24 protein-coding genes are annotated in these 17,901 nt (G+C 65.4%); 12 read left to right on the forward strand and 12 right to left on the reverse strand.

All coding sequences use genetic code 11. The annotated features are described in order from the left end of the window. Both ABW16_RS03850 and ABW16_RS03855 read right to left on the reverse strand, forming a co-directional pair. Complete coding sequence (locus ABW16_RS03850) at positions 1-366, reverse strand: RNA-binding S4 domain-containing protein (RefSeq protein WP_047317833.1); 366 nt, start codon at positions 364-366, stop codon at positions 1-3. A 12-nt stretch (positions 367-378) separates the two neighbouring features. Next, on the reverse strand, positions 379-981 hold the full coding sequence (locus ABW16_RS03855) for an FKBP-type peptidyl-prolyl cis-trans isomerase (protein ID WP_047318094.1): 603 nt from the start codon (positions 979-981) through the stop codon (positions 379-381). Positions 982-1,176: 195 nt separating this feature from the next. On the opposite strand from ABW16_RS03855, the gene ABW16_RS03860 reads away from it, so the two are divergent. Then, positions 1,177-1,566 carry a TA system antitoxin ParD family protein gene (locus ABW16_RS03860; protein WP_047317834.1) on the forward strand — a complete coding sequence of 130 codons (390 nt, stop codon included), beginning with the start codon at positions 1,177-1,179 and terminating at the stop codon, positions 1,564-1,566. Further along, positions 1,563-2,141, forward strand: coding sequence for a zeta toxin family protein (locus ABW16_RS03865; RefSeq protein ID WP_047317835.1), 579 nt, complete (start codon positions 1,563-1,565; stop codon positions 2,139-2,141). The genes ABW16_RS03860 and ABW16_RS03865 overlap by 4 nt, the downstream gene beginning before the upstream one ends. Here ABW16_RS03865 and ABW16_RS03870 read toward each other — a convergent pair. The 3 genes from ABW16_RS03870 to ABW16_RS03880 all read right to left on the reverse strand — a co-directional run bounded on the left by ABW16_RS03870 (position 2,138) and on the right by ABW16_RS03880 (position 4,436). Further along, a complete protein-coding gene (locus ABW16_RS03870; protein ID WP_047317836.1) occupies positions 2,138-3,151 on the reverse strand; it encodes an NADP-dependent oxidoreductase in 1,014 nt (337 codons plus the stop codon). The two genes, ABW16_RS03865 and ABW16_RS03870, sit on opposite strands and share 4 nt — an antisense overlap. Before the next feature lie 73 nt (positions 3,152-3,224). Further along, positions 3,225-3,875: a hypothetical protein gene (locus ABW16_RS03875; protein WP_047317837.1), complete on the reverse strand. Its 651-nt coding sequence runs from the start codon at positions 3,873-3,875 to the stop codon at positions 3,225-3,227. 6 nt (positions 3,876-3,881) lie between these two features. Then, positions 3,882-4,436, reverse strand: coding sequence for an FKBP-type peptidyl-prolyl cis-trans isomerase (locus ABW16_RS03880; protein ID WP_047318095.1), 555 nt, complete (start codon positions 4,434-4,436; stop codon positions 3,882-3,884). Positions 4,437-4,500: 64 nt separating this feature from the next. Here ABW16_RS03880 and ABW16_RS03885 point away from each other — a divergent pair, with 64 nt between their 5' ends. Then, positions 4,501-5,538, forward strand: coding sequence for a TIGR03617 family F420-dependent LLM class oxidoreductase (locus tag ABW16_RS03885; protein WP_047317838.1), 1,038 nt, complete (start codon positions 4,501-4,503; stop codon positions 5,536-5,538). Positions 5,539-5,548: 10 nt separating this feature from the next. Then, positions 5,549-6,445, forward strand: a complete 897-nt coding sequence (locus ABW16_RS03890) for a DMT family protein (protein WP_047317839.1) — start codon at positions 5,549-5,551, stop codon at positions 6,443-6,445. Here ABW16_RS03890 and ABW16_RS03895 read toward each other — a convergent pair. The 4 genes from ABW16_RS03895 to ABW16_RS03910 all read right to left on the reverse strand — a co-directional run bounded on the left by ABW16_RS03895 (position 6,442) and on the right by ABW16_RS03910 (position 9,976). Beyond that, positions 6,442-7,251 (reverse strand): DUF6498-containing protein, encoded by an 810-nt coding sequence (locus ABW16_RS03895; RefSeq protein WP_047317840.1) that lies wholly within the window; start codon positions 7,249-7,251, stop codon positions 6,442-6,444. The genes ABW16_RS03890 and ABW16_RS03895 overlap by 4 nt on opposite strands. Further along, positions 7,248-8,180 carry an NAD(P)H-dependent flavin oxidoreductase gene (locus ABW16_RS03900; RefSeq protein WP_047317841.1) on the reverse strand — a complete coding sequence of 311 codons (933 nt, stop codon included), beginning with the start codon at positions 8,178-8,180 and terminating at the stop codon, positions 7,248-7,250. The genes ABW16_RS03895 and ABW16_RS03900 overlap by 4 nt, the downstream gene beginning before the upstream one ends. Before the next feature lie 53 nt (positions 8,181-8,233). After that, complete coding sequence (locus ABW16_RS03905; protein WP_047317842.1) at positions 8,234-9,034, reverse strand: alpha/beta fold hydrolase; 801 nt, start codon at positions 9,032-9,034, stop codon at positions 8,234-8,236. A gap of 78 nt (positions 9,035-9,112) precedes the next feature. Then, positions 9,113-9,976, reverse strand: coding sequence for a MarR family transcriptional regulator (locus ABW16_RS03910; RefSeq protein ID WP_047317843.1), 864 nt, complete (start codon positions 9,974-9,976; stop codon positions 9,113-9,115). Positions 9,977-10,075: 99 nt separating this feature from the next. On the opposite strand from ABW16_RS03910, the gene ABW16_RS03915 reads away from it, so the two are divergent. From ABW16_RS03915 to ABW16_RS24160, 4 genes are all read left to right on the forward strand, one after another. Further along, positions 10,076-11,212, forward strand: coding sequence for an NAD(P)H-dependent amine dehydrogenase family protein (locus ABW16_RS03915; RefSeq protein ID WP_082133943.1), 1,137 nt, complete (start codon positions 10,076-10,078; stop codon positions 11,210-11,212). A gap of 69 nt (positions 11,213-11,281) precedes the next feature. Then, positions 11,282-11,860 carry a TIGR03086 family metal-binding protein gene (locus ABW16_RS03920; RefSeq protein WP_047317845.1) on the forward strand — a complete coding sequence of 193 codons (579 nt, stop codon included), beginning with the start codon at positions 11,282-11,284 and terminating at the stop codon, positions 11,858-11,860. 176 nt (positions 11,861-12,036) lie between these two features. Then, positions 12,037-12,789: an MgtC/SapB family protein gene (locus ABW16_RS03925; RefSeq protein WP_047317846.1), complete on the forward strand. Its 753-nt coding sequence runs from the start codon at positions 12,037-12,039 to the stop codon at positions 12,787-12,789. A 92-nt stretch (positions 12,790-12,881) separates the two neighbouring features. Then, a complete protein-coding gene (locus ABW16_RS24160; protein WP_082133944.1) occupies positions 12,882-13,310 on the forward strand; it encodes a cellulose-binding domain-containing protein in 429 nt (142 codons plus the stop codon). 8 nt (positions 13,311-13,318) lie between these two features. Here ABW16_RS24160 and ABW16_RS03935 read toward each other — a convergent pair whose 3' ends face one another. Then, positions 13,319-13,885, reverse strand: a complete 567-nt coding sequence (locus tag ABW16_RS03935; protein ID WP_047317848.1) for a dihydrofolate reductase family protein — start codon at positions 13,883-13,885, stop codon at positions 13,319-13,321. A gap of 50 nt (positions 13,886-13,935) precedes the next feature. On the opposite strand from ABW16_RS03935, the gene ABW16_RS25240 reads away from it, so the two are divergent. After that, the gene (locus ABW16_RS25240; protein ID WP_109519472.1) at positions 13,936-14,082 is read left to right on the forward strand and encodes a hypothetical protein; all 147 of its coding nucleotides are present in this window, start codon (positions 13,936-13,938) and stop codon (positions 14,080-14,082) included. A gap of 440 nt (positions 14,083-14,522) precedes the next feature. Then, the gene (locus tag ABW16_RS23790) at positions 14,523-15,734 is read left to right on the forward strand and encodes a hypothetical protein (protein WP_052956784.1); all 1,212 of its coding nucleotides are present in this window, start codon (positions 14,523-14,525) and stop codon (positions 15,732-15,734) included. 18 nt (positions 15,735-15,752) lie between these two features. Here ABW16_RS23790 and ABW16_RS03945 read toward each other — a convergent pair whose 3' ends face one another. Continuing rightward, on the reverse strand, positions 15,753-16,304 hold the full coding sequence (locus ABW16_RS03945; protein WP_047318096.1) for a YaeQ family protein: 552 nt from the start codon (positions 16,302-16,304) through the stop codon (positions 15,753-15,755). Between the two features lie 120 nt (positions 16,305-16,424). Then, positions 16,425-17,132 carry a hypothetical protein gene (locus ABW16_RS25945; protein WP_131721466.1) on the reverse strand — a complete coding sequence of 236 codons (708 nt, stop codon included), beginning with the start codon at positions 17,130-17,132 and terminating at the stop codon, positions 16,425-16,427. A 218-nt stretch (positions 17,133-17,350) separates the two neighbouring features. Between ABW16_RS25945 and ABW16_RS03955 the strand changes: the two genes are divergently transcribed. Both ABW16_RS03955 and ABW16_RS03960 read left to right on the forward strand, forming a co-directional pair. Beyond that, positions 17,351-17,557: an antitoxin MazE-like protein gene (locus tag ABW16_RS03955; protein ID WP_047317851.1), complete on the forward strand. Its 207-nt coding sequence runs from the start codon at positions 17,351-17,353 to the stop codon at positions 17,555-17,557. Beyond that, complete coding sequence (locus ABW16_RS03960) at positions 17,554-17,886, forward strand: type II toxin-antitoxin system PemK/MazF family toxin (protein WP_047317852.1); 333 nt, start codon at positions 17,554-17,556, stop codon at positions 17,884-17,886. The genes ABW16_RS03955 and ABW16_RS03960 overlap by 4 nt, the downstream gene beginning before the upstream one ends. Positions 17,887-17,901 lie beyond the last annotated feature (15 nt).

The following is a 17,901-nucleotide window of genomic DNA, read 5'->3' on the forward strand; positions in this document are numbered from 1 at the left end:
TCAGCGCTGCTGGGCCCGCCACTTGTCCAGCGCCCGTCGATCCCGTTTGGTCGGCCGTCCGGCGCCGCGGTCACGGGTGGCCATCGCAGTTTCGGATGCCGGTGGAGGCGGGGGCGTTCGATCCAGGTAGCAGGTCACCGCGTCGGCCGCGCCTACCCGCTTCTGAATCACCCGCAGCACCTCGACGATTCGGGTGCGATCACCCACCAGGGCGCTGACCACGTCACCGGGTGAGACCGTCGTCGCCGGCTTGGCCGGGCGGTTGTTGACCCGCACATGTCCGCCGCGGCAGGCAGCGGCGGCGTCCGGCCGGGTCTTGGTGATCCGCACCGCCCACAGCCACCGATCCACCCGGCTCGATTCCATGGCGGCCCGGGCTCAGCGTGAGGCGTTGAGGATCTTGATCGCGAAGACGAGCGTGTCGCCCGGCAGGATGCCGGCGGCCGGCTGGCCTTCGGGATAGCCGTCAGCGGGGACCATCGCAACCGCCACCGTCGACCCGACCTTCTGACCTGCAATGGCTTTCTGGAACCCCGGGACCACCCGGTCCAGGCCGAAGTCGACCGGTTTGCCGCGTTCATAGCTGCTGTCGAACACCGACCCGTCACGTCCATTGACACCCATGTAGCAGACCGAGACCGTGGCGTGGTCGGAGACCACACGGCCGTCGCCGGCGTGCAGGGTGTGCACTTCGGTCTGGGCCACCTTGAACGGCCCCGTCACGACGACGCTGGGCGCGGCGGAGTTCGTGGAGCCGGTCACCGCGACGCTGCCGGTGACACCCTTGAGCGTCCAGTCGGCGACGACGCCCTCATCCGGCGGTGTGGACGGGCAGGCCGTGACGGTATCGCCACTCGGGGGCATGAACAGGTCGGTGACCGACGACGTCTTCGACGACGTGGTGGTGTCCGAACCGCCACAACCGGCGAGCGCCGCCGCCACCGAAGCGACACCGGCGGCGAGTGTGACGAACCGAGGCATACGCGAATTCACCTTGGCCACGCTACAGCCCGCGCAGTCCTATTCCGACGTCCGGCGCATCGCCGTGGCGGAGCTGCCCCGGGATGCGCTGGAGGCTGCTGCCGACGTTCTACTACGGGCTGGTCTGGCGAAAACCCTCCGTGTAGCATTTTGCTATGCGTCGTTACAAGATGCTACAAAAGAGGGAGGTCGCTGATGGCTGAGGTCGCCGACCGGGTCACCCGTTTTGCCGCGGACCTGGTGGACAGCGCGGCCGCCGAAGGCGCGCGCCAAAGCAGGTCGGCCAAGCAGCAGCTCGACCACTGGGCGCGGGTCGGCCGTGCGGTGTCGGCGCAGCAGAGTGCGGCGCGGCGACGGGTCGAGGCGGCGCTGTCCGGTCACCTCGAGACCGGTGCATTGACCGCCGAAGAGGGCGTGGTGTTCAACGCCGAGATCTCCGCAGCGATCGAGGAGCACCTGGCGCATACCCACTACGGCGACATCCTCGCCGAGCGCGGCGTCACCACCGTGGCTCTCGACGACGACGGCCGCATCGTCGAATACCGGCCTGACGGCACCTCGGTGATCGTGGAGCCGACCCCCTGAGGCGGCTCGACCTCGTTGTCGGCCCCAACGGGGCGGGCAAGTCGACCTTTGTTGCCCTCACGCTGGCGCCCCTGCTGCCGGGGGCCCTGTTCGTCAACGCCGACGAAATCGCCAAGACTCGTTGGCCCGACGAGGTGGCCGCGCACGCCTACGATGCGGCGCGGCTGGCCGCAAAGACCCGGATGAAACTTATCGAGGCGGGGCGTTCGTTCATCGCCGAGACGGTGTTCTCGCATGGATCGAAGATCGACTTGATCCATGGTGCACACGCCCACGGATACACGGTGGTGCTGCATGCGGTGCTCATCCCCGAAGCGTTGGCGGTCCAGCGCGTGCGGTACCGGGTGGCCGCCGGTGGACATGCCGTTCCCGAGGAGAAGATCCGCGAGCGCTACCACCGGGTCTGGCCCCTGGTCGCCGAAGCGATCGGAATCGTCGACGTCGCAACGGTTTACGACAATTCGCGCGCGACCGGGCCGAAGATTGTGGCGCAGTTCGCGGGGGGCGCCCAGATCGGTGAGCCGAGTTGGCCGAGCTGGGCGCCCCCCGCGCTGGTCGCGCGCCGCCACCCCTAATGGGAGATCTTCACCACGAGCTTGCCGACATTCTTGCCGTCGAACAGCATGTTGATCGCGGTCGGCAGCTGCTCGAAGCCCTCGACGACGGTCTCGAGCGGGGTGAGCTTGCCGGCGGCGATCAGCTCGGAGATCTCGCTGTTCGCCTCCGGTGCACGAAGGAAGTGATCGAGCACGATGAAGCCCTTGAGGGTGGCCCGCTGGATCAGCAGGTTCCCGAACGCGCGCGGCCCGGGCGGCGGGTCGGTCTCGTTGTAGCCGGAGATCAGCCCGCAGAGCGCGATCCGCGCGCCAACGTTCACGCGCGCAAAGATCGCATCCATGATGTCGCCGCCGACGTTCTCGAAGTCGACGTCGATGCCGTTGGGGGTCGCGGCGGCGAGTTGGCGGGCCCAGTCATCGGCCCGGTAGTCCACCGCCGCATCGAAACCGAGTTGGTCGGTCAGCAGCGCGCACTTCTCCGGTCCGCCGGCGATCCCGACGACCCGCGCGCCGCTGGCCTTGGCCAGCTGACCGGCGACCGAGCCGACGGCTCCGGCCGCGGCCGACACGACCACGGTCTCGCCCGGCTGCGGCTTGCCGATGTCGCGGATCCCGATCCACGCGGTGAGCCCGGTCATTCCGAGCGCGCCCAGGTAGGCGCTGGGCGAGACGCCGTCTGCGACCTCGACCGGGAACAACGGCATGGTGTCGGAGACGACCACGTACTCCTGCCAGCCGGTCAGGCCCTGCACGGTCTGGCCGACCGAATAGTTCGGGTTGTTCGACGCGACGACCACGCCGAGGCCGGCCGCGCGCATGACTTCGCCGATGCCGACCGGCGGCAGGTACGACGGCGTCTCGTTGATCCACATCCGGTTGGTCGGGTCCAGTGAGATCCAGTCGACACGCACCAACGCCTCGCCGTCGCCGACCTCCGGCACCGCCTGCTCGCTGAGTTCGAAGGTATCCGGGCCAATGCGTCCTGCTGGGCGTTCGCGGAGGAGGAAGCGGCGATTGCGATCGGTCATGAGCGCACGCTACCGGATGCGGCAGACCATGGCAATGGCCGTTAAATCAGTTGGGGGACAATGCAACAGAGTTTCATACGTGACCTTCGAAAGTGCGCAGTTCCTGCACGCGGGCCGCGGGACCCGCCAGCTCGACGTCGGCTCGTGTGTGGCGCCCCGCCAGCCAGCGCACCAGGTTTGCCGGCGTCCCCCGCACCAGCACCGCCTGTTCTGCACGGGGGCCCACGGATGCCAGAACACGACCGTCATCCGTGCCCACGGTGACCGCAACGCCGGCGGGCAACTTAGCGAATTGATAGCGCAGCAGTGGGGGAATGGCCTGCACCAGCGTTGGTGGCGCGGCATGGACAGCCGCGTTGACGGCGGCGAGGTCATCGTGATGAGTCCAGTATTCGAACAACGTGAGCGGTGCAACCCGCGACCGGAGCAGCAGTCGCGGTACCGGGAGCCGCAACCGGTCGATCAAGTCGGTGAAGCCGGATGCGTGCTCACGTCGAATCGCGAACTCCACCAACCACGGCGGAGCCGGTACCGCAATGCGTCGCGCAACCAGCGACCGCGCGACGAACGTCGACAGGCCACCGAGGCGTTCCTGGGCCACCAGGTGGGCCGCGAGGTCACGCGCGGTCCACGTCCCACATCCGGCGGGTGCCGAGGCGCCGGTGGCACTCAGTGCGTCGGTGAGTGCCGTACGTTCAGCCGCGACGTCCTCGGCGAGCGCCACCGTGGATCAGCCTGAGGCGCCCAGGATCTTGATCGCGAAGACAAGGGTGTCGCCCGGCCGGATCCCGGCGCTGGGCTGACCGTCGGGATAGCCGTCGGCGGAGGTCATCGCGACCGCGACGGTGGATCCGACCGTTTGGCCTGCGATCGCCTTCTGGAATCCGGGGATGACGCCGTCGAGCGGGAAGTCCACCGGGGCGCCGCGCTTGTAACTGCTGTCGAACACCGACCCATCGCGTCCGTTGACGCCCATGTAGCAGACGGACACCTTGGCCGTGCCCGGAACCACCGGACCATTACCGGCCTGCAACGTGTGCACCTGGGTGGACGTCACGCTGAACGGTGCTGACACATCCACCCGCGGCGCAGCCGTGTCGGTGGATCCGGTGACCGCGACGCTGCCGGTGGCCCCGGTAAGCGTCCAGTCCGGCGTGCCACCGGTGGGTGCGGTCGTGGGGCAGGTGTCGGCGGCTGCGGCCGTGCCCGCCGCCGCGATGGGCAGGGCGATTGCCGCGAGAGCCGCCGCAACAGCAACGAATGAATGCGTCCGAGTGGGTTTCACCTCCGCCACGTTACAGACGCAAAGTAGCCCCGTCAGCAGGGACTCGGCACGTAGTCTCACCCACGTGCACATTGACGTCATGGCCTTACCGCAACCGTTGGGGAAGGCCGCTGAGCTTGCCCGAAACACCCAGTCGGCGGGCTTCTCCGGACTGCTCTTCACCGAAGCCGGTCGCACCGCGTATCTCAACGCCGCCATCGCATCTCAGGCCGCACCTGGTCTCGAGCTGTCGACCGGTGTCGCGGTTGCCTTTCCGCGCAGTCCGTTCGTCACGGCGGCCACGGCGTGGGAACTGCAGGAGGCCACCGACGGCAGGTTCCGGCTCGGCCTCGGCACCCAGGTGCGCACTCATGTGGTGCGCCGCTACGGGGTGGCGTTCGAACATCCCGGTCCGCGGCTGCGCGACTACGTGCTGGCGGTCAAGGCCTGCTTTGCCGCCTTCCGAACGGGAAAGCTGGATCATCACGGCGACTTCTACGACCTGGACTTCATCACCCCGCAGTGGAGTGCGGGCCCGATCGGTGCGCCCGACCCCAAGGTCGATATCGCGGCCGTGAACCCGTGGATGTTGCGGATGGCCGGTGAGGTGGCTGACGGCGTGCACGTCCACCCGCTTGGCGAGCCCGGCTACCTGGCCCGTCACGTGGTGCCCAAGGTGGCCGAAGGAGCCGAGAGGGCGGGCCGTTCCCCGTCGGAGATCGCCGTCATCGTGCCCGCGATGACCATCGTCGGCGACACCGACGAAGAGCGGCACAAGGAGCGCGAATTCGTGCGGGCCAGCCTGAGCTTCTACGGAAGTACACCGAACTATGCCTTCATCTGGGATGAGGCCGGGTTCGACGGCACCACCGCCCGGATCCGCGAGAGGCAGAAGGCCGGCGACTTCGCCGGTATGGCGGCGCAGATCACCGACGACCACTTGGCCGCCTTTGCGACCGAGTCGACATGGGATGACTTGGCAGACAACCTGATCAGCAAGTATGGGGGAGTCGCGACCCGCCTGGTCTTGTACAACGCGCTGGGGGATCCCGATCGCTTCGAGCGATACGGTGAGATCGCCCAGCGGATTTCGGCCAGGCCACATACCGTCCAGGACCGATGAGGCCGGTGGCGTGCTGATCGGTATAGCCGCAGCGCTGCTGGCCTGTGTCGGCTACGGGGTGGCCTCTGTCTTGCAGGCTCATGGTGCGCGTAGTTCTGCTGCTGCCAGTCTGGGGGAGGATGCCCTCGTCACCTCAGACGGCCGACCGACCCTGCGCTCGACCGCCAACGCGGTGCTGACTTCGGCGTTCATTGCGGGAATGGCCCTCGACGTAGTCGGTTTCGCCGGAAGCGTCGTCTCGGCCCGGCTGATACCGCTGTTTCTGTCGCAGACGATCATCAGCGCCAATCTCGTCGTTACCGCCGTGCTCGGTGGCGCGGTGCTCGGTCTGCGTCTGCGCCGCCGCGACTGGACGGCGATCGGGACGGTGATGGTGTCGTTATGCGTGTTGGCGTTCGGCGCCGGTCAGGTCGGTACCGCCGCTTCGGTACCGGGGTTGCACTGGGCGCTGATGTTGGTGGCGATGCTGATCGCGGCCCTCGGGGTTGTTCTCATTCGCCTTCTGGGGGCACGTGCCGCCGTCGCGGCCGGATTGGTCTCCGGTGTCCTCTACGGACTGATGGCGATAGCGGTTCGGGTGGTCGACGGTGTCGATCCGTTGAAGTTGCCTGTTCTGCTGATGGATCCGGCGTTCTGGGCGATCGCCATTGCCGGAGCCGGCGGCTTCTACCTGTTCACCGTTGCATTGCAGCTGGGTTCGGTGAATGGCGCCGTTGCTGCCCTGGTGGTCGGCGAGACGGTGGTGCCCGGCATTGTCGGCGTGACGCTACTGGGTGACACTGCCCAACGCGGGATGGGGTGGTTGGTGGCGTTGGGGTTCTGCACCGCGGTCGGGGGTGCGGTGGCCGTCGCCATCTTCGGTGCGGCCGACCACGCGGAGGCGACGACGTCGGACGCAGTCCATTAGGTCCTGGGGGTCTTCCAGGGTTGCTCGTTGCGCCGCTGCCGATCTCGCTCGTTGGCTTGATCCTTGACCCAGAAATCCTCGAAACGTTCGCCCGGATGTACGTTCGGCATCCCGTCCATCAGCTTGCTGAGCCAGCGCGGCGGGCGTTTCGGCTCCCACTGCGGAACCACGGAGCTCAGCGCGGCGAGCGACTTGAGTACGACGAATACGCCGAACAGCGTGCTGGGAGCATCGGTAGCGGCGATCCCAGCGAATCCGAGCACCAAGGTCAGGTGCACGACCATGATCCGGCCCAGTCCGATGTTGGCCATCTGCTCGACGTCCCGGAAGGACCATCGGCGCAGATCAATCAGATCGAGGAGGAAATCCATTGTCAAAAACAGCAATACGGACAAGCACCCCCATCCGACGCTGCGCCAATGGAGATCGAGGAGCGCAAGCTCAGGCGCACGGTTGTGAGCCAGGAGACCGAGAATCGCCCCGAGAAATACTCCGTGGGCAGCACAGAAGGCCAGGCCGATGAGGGCGAAGCCGCTCAGGAAGGATTGATTCCCCGTCGGGCCGGCGGATTGCGGTGCGCGATATCGGAAATGGCCATATTTGGGGGCCCAGCGACGGTGCAGCGCAATGCGGGCTATCACGAACAGGCACATCGCGACGTTTTCGAACCAGTACACCACCAGTGTCGTCGCGCCGGACCAATGCTGGGCGAACCATCCGAGGGCCGGGATGGCGATGACGCCCAGCACATTGAACAGGTGAAGGCGGGAGAGCGCCGCTCCGCGCTGCGAATTGGGTGAGGTCACGGGGCCCGCAACGTCCCGGTCCGCAACCGTGCCGCGTCCAAGACAGCTTCGATCTCACACCAAGTCCGGCGAATGATCTCGGCCACCGGGAGAAGATCGACAATCCGGGACGATACCTGGCCGGTATTGGCGACGCTGGCCTCCATGTCGCCGTCGAAGTACAGCTCGGTGATCCTTCCCAGTAGCTTGGCATCCGGGTCGTGGGCGGCAACGCGGGCGGCCAGCCCGGTCCGCAATACCCGCATGGTCGGATTGCCTGGGATGTCGAGAAGTACTGTGCCGGAGTCGTTTGCGGCCACGATCGCATCTTTGAAGTTTGCGTGCACCACGGATTCCTGGCTGGCGAGCATCCGCGTGCCCATTTGCACGCCCTCGGCGCCCAACACCAGAGCTGCCGCCGCCGACCGCGCATCGCAGATGCCACCGGCTGCGATGATCGGCAGGTTCACGTTTTCGACGATCAGGGGGAGCAGGACCATCGTCGAGGCGCCGAGCAGTGACTTGAATCCGCCGCCCTCGACGCCTTCGACCACCAGCGCGTCGACACCGGCCTCGGCCGCCTTGTGTGCGCCTTTGAGCGAGCCGACGACATGCACCACCGTCATGCCGGCATCGTGCAGCGGTGTGGTGAATAGCGCTGGATCACCCGCGGAGGTGAAGACGTGGCGCACGCCGGCCTCGGCCAACGTGTCGACGATCGAGGGGTCCTTCTTCCAGCCCTGGATCATGAGGTTCGCCGCCACCGGCTTGTCGGTGAGCTCGCGCACCCGCCGCAGGTCAGCTCGTCCCTCGGGAGTGAGGGTCTCGATCACACCGAGCCCGCCGGCCTCCGACACCGCAGCTGCGAGTTCCGCGCGCGCGATGTAGGTCATCGGGGCCTGGATGACGGGGAATTCCACCCCGAGCAGGGACTGGATGCGGTTGGCCACGGCTTATTCAAGCACTCACGCGGCCCGCATCGCGGGGCACGATGGCGGTCTTGTCAGGAGGCCTCGGCCTGCGCGGTGGGAGCGCTGCCCTCGAGCAGGACGCGTGCGACGAGTTCGGGATCGTCGGCCATCGGTACGTGCCCGCAGCCGGGCAGTCGGATGTGGCGGGCCTGGGGGAGCCGACGCTCGGCGATCCGCGCTTGGTAGGGCAGCAGAATCCGGTCATGCGCGGCCCACGCGACGGTTACCGGAATGTCGGCCGCGATCTCGCGGTCGAAGACTTTTGCAGCCGGAAAGATCTTCTTCATGGCGGGAATGGCCCGCCGCATGCCGTTGAGGTCGCCCACGAACTCGTCGGCCGGGATCCGCTCCGGGTGCGCCGAGACCACCGAGCCCATCATGTGCCGCGCCCGTGGCGAACGAGCAAGGCGCGGCACCACTGGTGCCAGCATCCGGGCGCTGGTGGTCAGCAAACGGAAGATCATCCGAACGTAGGCGAAATCGAGGGAGTTGTGCCAGTAGGCAGCGGGGGACAGCACGGTCGCGCTGGCGACCAGATTGTCGGCGGCGGCCTCCATCGCGATCCGGCCGCCCAGCGAGTTGCCGCCGATGTGCGGGCGCTCAAGCCCCAGCTGGTCCAACAGCCCGACCAGTTCGTCGCGCAAGGTTCCCTGGACGTCACCGTCGCGGACCACAAAATCATGCGATTCGCCGTGGCCGGGCAGATCGAAGAGCACCACGGTGCGGTGATCGGTCAGGTGCTCCAGCAGCGGGTACCAGGCCTGCCTGCGGTGAGTGATCCCGTGGACGAGCACCAAGGGCTCACCGGTTCCATGAATCTCGTACTTCAGCATGTCGGTGCTCCTTGTCGCGGACGGCGATCTCGCCCTTGGCAACCGTAGCGCTGCGGGTGGTCCGACGACCAGGACGGGTCAGGGGCGGGCGTTGAACGCCTCCGACGTGAGGATCTGTTGTGCGTCAGCGATTGCCGAATTGAGTTCGGTCAGGCTCACGTTCTGGCTGCGGCCGAGATGGATTTCGATCTGGTACTCGGGTTGCCGATCGGGCCCGAAAATCGGTACGACCACGAACTCCGCTTTACCCAAATCGTGCTCGAGGCTGTCGGTGACCGAGCGCAGGGTCACCATCGTCATCAACGTCGTCAATTGGTGTGTCACCCGCGAGGTGGAACCCAGCGATGCCAGCACTGCGCCAAGCCGCTCATGCAACGCGCCTTGTGCATCATCGAATTTCCAGGCTCCGTATCCGCGGGCACGGATGTCGGCCAAGACACGCCGGTGGTCGGCGATATCCGCTTGGGACAGCCGAGGCGTCATGTTCTGCAACCACCGCTCGATCGTGTCGTCGTCACGCCACGCCATGGCCACCAGCCCAAAAGGGGGATCGATCGGAAACTGATGCCCCACCGGATGTTCGCCGTCGGAAGTGTGGCCGACAGTGTCGACGATGACCAGATGGCGCCGGCCGATTTTCGACATGGAACACGCTGCGCCCAGGACAGTGTTCATGCGCACGAGGGCTTCGCGGCCACGGTCGAGGAGTGGGAACTGGTCGCGCAACCCGCGCACGACGCTGAACAATCCACTGCCGAGCGTGTAGCGGCGGTCCTCGCCGCGGACCACCCAATGGTTCCGTTCCAACTCGGCCAGCAGCAACGACGCTGTCGACGTCGTCAGCTCACATCGGCGAGAAAGCTCAGCCGACGACAACCCCTGCGGCGCAGCAGATAACGCCGTAAGGACGTCGACAACGCGGCGGGTCGGTGGCGACTTCACCCAGGGTCGCCTATCGCGTCCACCATTGACCGGCCTCCCGCCACGGACTTACCATCTGTCCGGATTATCGACGACAGTATCCTAATATTTGGAGAAAAAGTGGTCAAGGTAGGCGTTTGGGGTACCGGTTCCATGGGCGTGATCGCCCTACGCGGGGTGCTCGACCATCCAGAGTTGGAGCTCGTCGGACTGGTCGTACACAGTGACGCCAAGGCGGGACGCGATGCCGGGGAACTCTGCGGCGTCGATGCCGTCGGTGTCATCGCAAGCCAAGACCCCGCTGAACTGCTGGCCGGCGACGCCGAGGTTGTCGTCTACGCGGCGGCGGCCAATCTCCGGCCGTTCGAGGCAGTGGCCGACATGGCATCGCTGCTTCGCGCAAAGAAGAACGTCGTCTCGTGCTCGGTCGTACCGCTGGTGTTTCCCCACGCAGTCGATGACGCCATCGCCGGGCCGCTGCGCGAGGCTGCGCTAGCCGGCGGCTCCTCGTTCTTCACGACCGGCATCGACACCGGCTTCGCCAACGACGTGTTACCGCTGGTGCTTTCAGGAGTCACCCGAAGCATCGAATCGATCCGGGTGACCGAGATGTTCAACTACGCCACCTATCCCGACCGTCAGGCGGTCTATGAAATCCTCGGCTTCGGCAAGACGCCCGAGACCGAGGCGTTCGCGGCAATGCCCGGCGTCTTCACATTCGGTTGGGGGCCCGTCGTTCACCAGTTGGCTGACGGACTCGGGGTGGAAGTCGACGACATCCAGGAGAGCAACGAGCGCCTGACCACCGACACCACGTTCGACACACCCACCGGCCGGATCGAAGCCGGCACCGTCGCCGCCATGCGCTCGACATTGACGGGCTATGTCAACGGGAAGCCCACCATAGTCGTCGACCACGTCACCCGCATGCGTGACGACATCGCGCCCGACTGGCCACAGCCGCGAATCGCCATGCCGCCCAATGACCTTGGATACGGCACCGCATCCGGACAGGGCTGCTACCGCATCGAGATCGACGGTTCGCCGAATATTCGCTGCGAGTTCGAGATGGCCGAAGACGGCGACCACGACTTCGGCGCCCGAATTGCCGGTGCGATACGCATGGTGAACGCCATTCCGGCCGTAGTGGCCGCCAAGCCCGGGTTGCTGTCGGCGCTGGACCTGCCGACTGTGACCGGAAAAGGGTTGGTGCGGTCATTGCCGGGCCCGCCGCCCGACAGCCGCCTCTTTCGCTGAGCCGCTTCGGGTCCTGTCGTAAGCAGTCAGACCCGGCGCGATCGCCGTAGTATTCACACCGTGACTGCGATGTCTCCGGACTCTGCGGCCATGGCCGCCGCGACGCTGGATCTGCTGATCGCCGCCGTCGACGAGATTCGCCCTGGCGACTGGGACAAGCCCTCGAATCTCGAGGGCTGGAGCGTGCGCGAGTTGGTGGCGCACACAACCGGAAGTACCGCCAAGATTCGCGCACTGGTCCGGGGCGATGACATCTGGACTGCCCCGTCGGCGCCCGCCGACTGGATGGACGCCGATCCCGCCGGCCGACTCCGTGAGCTTGCCGCAGAATTGCACGAGTTGCTGCCCGGTGCAGACCTCGAGGCGCCCCGACCTTCACCGCAAGGCGAGGTCCCGCTGCGTCGTGCGCTTGCCTTCCCGGTGGCCGACCTCGCCCTGCACAGCTGGGATATCTACCGATCGCTGGGCCGTTCCGCGGAGTTGCCGGATGACGTTGTGGCGTTCTGTCGCGCACTGGTTGATGCGGTGCCCGAGAAGGCGTTGCGCCGTCCGGGCGGGTTCGGGCCAGCGCAGCAAGCACCGGAGCCGGCAACGCCTACATCCCGGCTGATGGCCTACCTGGGCCGTGCGGTTGGCGCGTCACCGTAGTGGCCACGAACCGGCCGGTCGCCGCATGGCCGGTGTACCTGCGGTGCAGGTGTAGTACTTCTCGAAAAGTGGTAACCCTCCTGGATGCCGAGCACAGGTCTGCGTCATGAGGTGGTCGAGATTCCCGAGCTGGCGCTGCCGGTAGGTGGTGCTCAGCTAGGACAGGGCGTGTCGCGATGATCACGTTGGTGGCGGAAGGATTCTTTACCGGAGCAGGCCAGGGAGCCCGCCAGATCGTCGAGTTGGTGGCTGCGTTCGGGCTGACCGCGCTCATCGGTCTGGAACGCGAGATCCGGGGTAAAAGCGCCGGGTTATGCACGCAGACGATCGTCGGTACGTCAGCGGCGTTGATTCTGCTGGTCAGCAAGTACGGGTTCGGCGACATTGTCGCCGCAGGCACGGTGATTCTGGACCCGTCGCGGGTAGCGGCCCAGATCGTTTCGGGTATCGGTTTTCTCGGCGCGGGCCTCATCATCACCCGCCGCGGCGCGGTCATCGGGCTGACTACCGCGGCCGCAATCTGGGAATCAGCTGCAGTCGGGATGGCCGCCGCCGCGGGGCTGCTGCTCTTGGCCGTCGTCGTGACCATGCTGCACTTTGTGATCGTGATCGGCATCGCCCCATCGGTGCGAAGAATGGCGACCAGGTTGCCCGGCTCGGTACGCGTGCATGTCATCTACCAGGACGGCCGGGGGATCTTGCGGCAGCTGCTGGAGACGTGCGATGCCCACGGTTGGCATCTGACCTCCCTGATCACCGACTCCTCACCTGTCACGGCGGCTTTGCCACTCGGACAGCGCACCGCGACTGCCGATCACGTCGGTGTCACGATGACCTTGTCGGGTTCCCGCGTTATCGAGGCACCGCGCATCCTTGCCGATATCGAGGGTGTTACCCGGATCGACCAACTGCACGATGACGCCGACTGACGTCACGTGACGGTTTCAGTTGGGCAAAGGTACTGCAGGGGAGCGGCGGCGACAGGGCCGATCTCGCGCGTTCGGTCTTAGTGTTGGCCGCTATGGCGGGGATCCACAGTTGCGTGAAACGCTGCCGTGCAGCGCTTCACGTTGCTGTTGCGGCAGTGATGGTTGTCATTCTCGGATTTGCGACCACCGCGGTGGCTCATGCGGCAGCGGCCAGGGCGACGTTGTCGGTGACCTCGACGTGGCAGACCGGTTTCATCGCCCGCTTCACCATCACCAACTGGAGCACGGTGCCGATGACCGATTGGCGCCTTGAATTCGACCTACCGGCCAATGAATCCATCTCGCACGCGTGGAACAGCAGCGTTGGCCGATCAGGCACACACTATGTTCTGGCCCCGGCGAATTGGAATCGGATCATCGCGCCGGGCGGTTCCGCCACGGGAGGCTTCCGAGGGGTGTTGTCCGGGACGTACTCGCCACCGGTCAACTGCATGCTTAACAGGCAGCTTCTCTGCAGCTAGAGGTCCGTTCAGTCCTGCTTCGCTTCGTAGCGCAGCAGGACCGTTCCGCCGGGGAAGGTGCGGTTCTCCAACAGCCGCAGCGAGATCCATGACGGCAGGCTCGGGAAGAACGGGGTGCCGCCGCCGACGGCGGTGGGGGCGATCACGATCCGATACTCATCTACCAGTCCGGCCTGCACGATCGGTGCGGCCAGCGTCGCGCCGGCCACCTCCAGGTTGCCCTCGGTTTCGGCTTTCAAATTGGTCACCACCGCGACCGGGTCGCCGCGCTCCAGCCGGGAATTCCAGTCGACAGACTCCAGCGTGCGCGAGAACACGACCTTGGGCATGGCGCGCCAGATGTGGGCGAAGTCGACGATCAACGGGGGAGCATCCGGGTCCTCATCGGCGGTCGGCCAGTATGCCGACATCAGTTCGTAGAGCCGGCGCCCGTAGAACGACAGGGCGGTCTCGCGCTCGAAGTCGTTCCAGTACTGGTGCAGTTCGTCGCTCGGCTCGCTCCAGTCGATGCTGCCTTGTGCGTCAGCGATGTAGCCGTCCACCGACACGGTGAAGCCGTAGATGAGCTTGCCCATGGAGATCAGTCTGCACTGGACACCTCCCGGGGCAAGGGGAGAATTGCTGCATGTCGCACGCGCTCTGGATCATCGTTGCCTTGCTCGCCGTCGGGACGATCGCCGGCGGACTGATGCGGATGCGGGTCTGGTTGCAGAGGCCGGTGCCGCCTGAGGTGATCGAGGCTGCGCACCGCGATGACGCCGAGGACGATTAGTCAGCGATAGCGTCCTGGAACGCGCGGCGATTCAGCCGACGAAAACGGCTATATCGCCGGTGAACCGCCTATTCGATTCCGTCGTATTCCCGCGGCCTTGTTCGATAGGCGAGAGTCGTTGCCTGGCAATGCAGTACAACGCAATTTGCCGGCAACCGGCCGTACTCGATCATGCCGTATTGCGGCCGATGCGCAACAGCGCATCACGCCAGATGCGGCAGGGGAGAGTCCCACCCGATCCGGGATCGATTCACATCCCAGTTAGACATTCTTTGGAAGCCGCCAGGCGACACTTATGCGCGCCCTCGCATATTTCCATGTGGTGCCGGTAGATGTTCATATCGGTGAACAGCAGATGACTTTAGTGGTTACCGGTACATGACTCAGCCTCGTTGTCTCAGTCCGGCGGCGATCACGTCAAGAACTGAATCGGAGGAGTAATGGACGTCGTTCTCGGTGTAGCCGCCGGGTCATCCGTACCCACGACCCTGCCGCGACTGGAGGCGTCGGCCGGACAGGCGGTGAGCGCGCCCCGTGATCCCGAGGCGGCGCTGGCGCAGGGCGCGGCATTGGCCACGGCCGGCTTGGCCGCAGCCGCCGAGGCGTCCACCGGTGCCCTGGCCTACACGCAGGAAGCCGAGTTCGGCCCGATCACCCCCGGCTACTACGACATCCCTGCCTGCCTCACCGGTTTCGCGGCCAACGATCTTGCATACAGCGCCGTTCCCGACGAGCAGGCGGATGCCGACACCGAGGCCTTCTACACCGCGCCCCAACCGGTGCGCCGTCCGCTGCTGGTCGGCGGAGCGGCACTGGCGTCCACGGCGTTCGCGGCAGCATCGGCACTCATGGTCTCCATGACCCTGGACGTCACTCCTAAATTGGTTGCGCTGCGGCCGGATATCGTTCGCACACTGACCATGCCGACTATTCCGTTCCGGATCCCCAACCTTCAGATTCCCGGCTCCAGACACCTCTCTGGACAGCCACCGGTCATGGGTCAGGCGCCGGTGAACCCACCGCCGCCTCCGTTGAACAGACCGCAGACTCTGCCGGCCCCGGTGAACTCATCGCCAGTGCCACCGGCCCCACCGGTCCCACCGGTTGCCGCGCCGTCGCCCGCTAGAGGGGCTGTCGCGCCGGAGTTCCAGAGGCTTCTCAATGACCCGTTTTTCAATCGGCCGCCGGAGTTCCACAGGTATTACAACGAGCCGTTTTTCGGTCGGTCGCGGGCGTTCGACAGTGTTTTCAATGATCCGTTCTTCACTCAGCCGACCCCGCTATCGACCTGGTATATCAATCAGCGGATGTGGGGACTGCCGCCGGGAACGGAGGTTCAAGAGTCGCACATCTCGTGGACTTTCCGGTCCAACGGGCCTTCCGGCTTTGTGCTGAGGGAGTCTTCTGGCGACTCAATGCGGCGGTCGGAGCCCCGGGGGATATCACCCGGGGTCGTACCAGCGCCACCGAACGTCATACCCGACCCGCCGATGGTCAATCCCCATCCACCCATCGAGCTTCCGCCTCCGCCTCCGCCCCCTCCGCTCGACCTTCCCGCACCGCCTGTGGTCGAACCCAACCCGGGCATTCCGCTTCCCGACCTTCCGGTCAAGATGCCCGAGGCGCCCGCCGCCAACCCCAACCCGGCGTAGTCGGGGGCCGGCGGCTGGTCACTTCAATGGCTCGGGCATGAAGGTGACGTCGACTCCGCCTACGGACATCGTCACCTGGCCTTCGATCACCATTACCTGCGCCGAGACCCGTCGATCGACGGTCTGGGCCAGTTGCTGCACCGATGCGTGCGGTATCTGCACCACCGACAGGTTCGGCAGCCCCGCCACTTTGGGGCCGACGGTGCGCCACCAGGTGGCCACGCCAGCGGCGAACGGGAAGAGCAGCACCTGGTCGGACTGGCTGGCCGCCTTGCCCAAGGCGCGTTCGTCGGGCTGGCCGACGTTGATCCACTCCAGGATCCGGCCGGTGTAGTCGGCGAGCGCCAAGTCCGGTACGCCGGGGGTGGACAGGCCCGGCCCGAACGCCAACTCACCGTCGATGTCGCTGAGTCGGTGCGCGCGCAGCCCAAAAGCCAACAATCGCACGACCATCCGCTCATCGTTCTCACTCGGATGACGGGCCACGGTCAGCGTGTGATCGGCGTAGTAACCGTGATCGATATCGGAGACGCCAAGTTCGACTTTGAAGACTGTTGCAGAAAGGGCCACGTCCATAGTGTCCACCCAGGTGGTGCCTCCCGGGGCAGTCGGGCCACGCTAGATCTGCGTTTGGTCGCGCACCCGGATCACTGATTCAGTGCGCCCTCTCGGTGCTGTGGCTGTCGTCGATCAGAACAGCGCGGTGAAATCGGTCATAAGCTGACTAAAATCTGATGCCGCAGAGGCAGGTTCAACCGTGGGAAACTCAAACACCGTCAAAAATGGCGGCTGCCCCTCAAAACTGAGCACGTCTTTGAAGCCCGCCGCGTCGCTGATGAAGGTATTGGTCAGTCCGACCCCGTTTCCGAAGAACCCCTGCACGGTGAATGCGTCAGCGAACCCGACTATAGGGTCGTTCAGATAGGAATTGACGAACATCGGCTCCACACCGCTCAGCCCGAGTTGCACAGGGGTGAACGGGAATAGTGCCAACACATCTTCAGTGGTCCCGACGTGGGGGAACGTGGAGTCGTCCAGCAGTGCGGTAACTTCTGAATGACTCACGCTTCCCAGAATCGGTATGTCGTACGACGGCATATAAGAAATAGTCGCGTGGGCCGTGTACCACCCATCAGTCACCGGCACGCCAACGGGATCGAGATGGTGTGTGTATGTCGCGACGTTTCCGTTAGAGGCTGTGGGCAATATGGTTAGTTCGCCGGGGAGTGTCGCCACCGGATACGGCGTTGACGACATCGAGAGATAGGGCCAGGCGTCGTCGATGGCGTCAGCGCCGGCGACTGGACTCGCAGCGAGGGCCACACCAAGACCGGTGCCGAAAGTGACTCCGAGAAGCACGATTACGCGGCGCGAGTGCAACAACGGACGAGTCGGCATCGCGGGTTCTCCCATCGGATGTCACCGGTACGGTACTGCCGAAAATGGATACGCTTACAAACAATACTACGTATTACGAACAGACGCACTGGTTACTATCGGGGGTGCCATCGCAACATGTCCTCGACAATCCCAGTCAAGGGGCATGCTCGACGCGTCGGACGGTGATTCTGTCCGGCCCGGCCGCGTAGGCTCAGCGTTACATGTAACATGTTGGCATGGCAGTGCGGGAAAGAGTCAGTGAGTACCGGCGGCGGATGCGCGAGCGGGGCCTGCGACCGCTGCAGGTCTGGGTGCCTGACGTGCGCACTGAGAGTTTTGTCGCCGAGGCGCATCGTCAGGCGTCGATGGTCGCACGAGCGGACGTAAGCAACGATGACCAGGACTTCATCGAGGCCATCTCGACGCCATGGGACGAGGAGTGAACAGAGGGGAGATCTGGACCGTAGCCGGGGGCGTGTATGCGAACAAACCGCGTCCAGCCGTCATTGTTCAGGACGATCTCTTTGATGCCACGAGTTCGGTGACCGTTGCTCCGATGTCCAGCACACTGTTGGATGCGCCGTTGATGCGCATCCGGATAGCCGGCGGAGACGGCCTGTTATCCGGACTTGATCACGATAGTGACGTGATGATCGACAAGCTCACAACCGTTAAAAGGTCGAACGTCCACACCCGGCTCGGTCGGCTGACAGCTGAGCAACTCGTCGAGGTCGAGCGAGCGATGATGGCATTCCTCGGCCTTGCGCGATAAGCGAGAGCCGTTGCC

It is taken from the genome of Mycolicibacter heraklionensis, assembly GCF_001021505.1.
In the GTDB taxonomy this organism is placed as follows: Bacteria; Actinomycetota; Actinomycetes; order Mycobacteriales; family Mycobacteriaceae; genus Mycobacterium; species Mycobacterium heraklionense.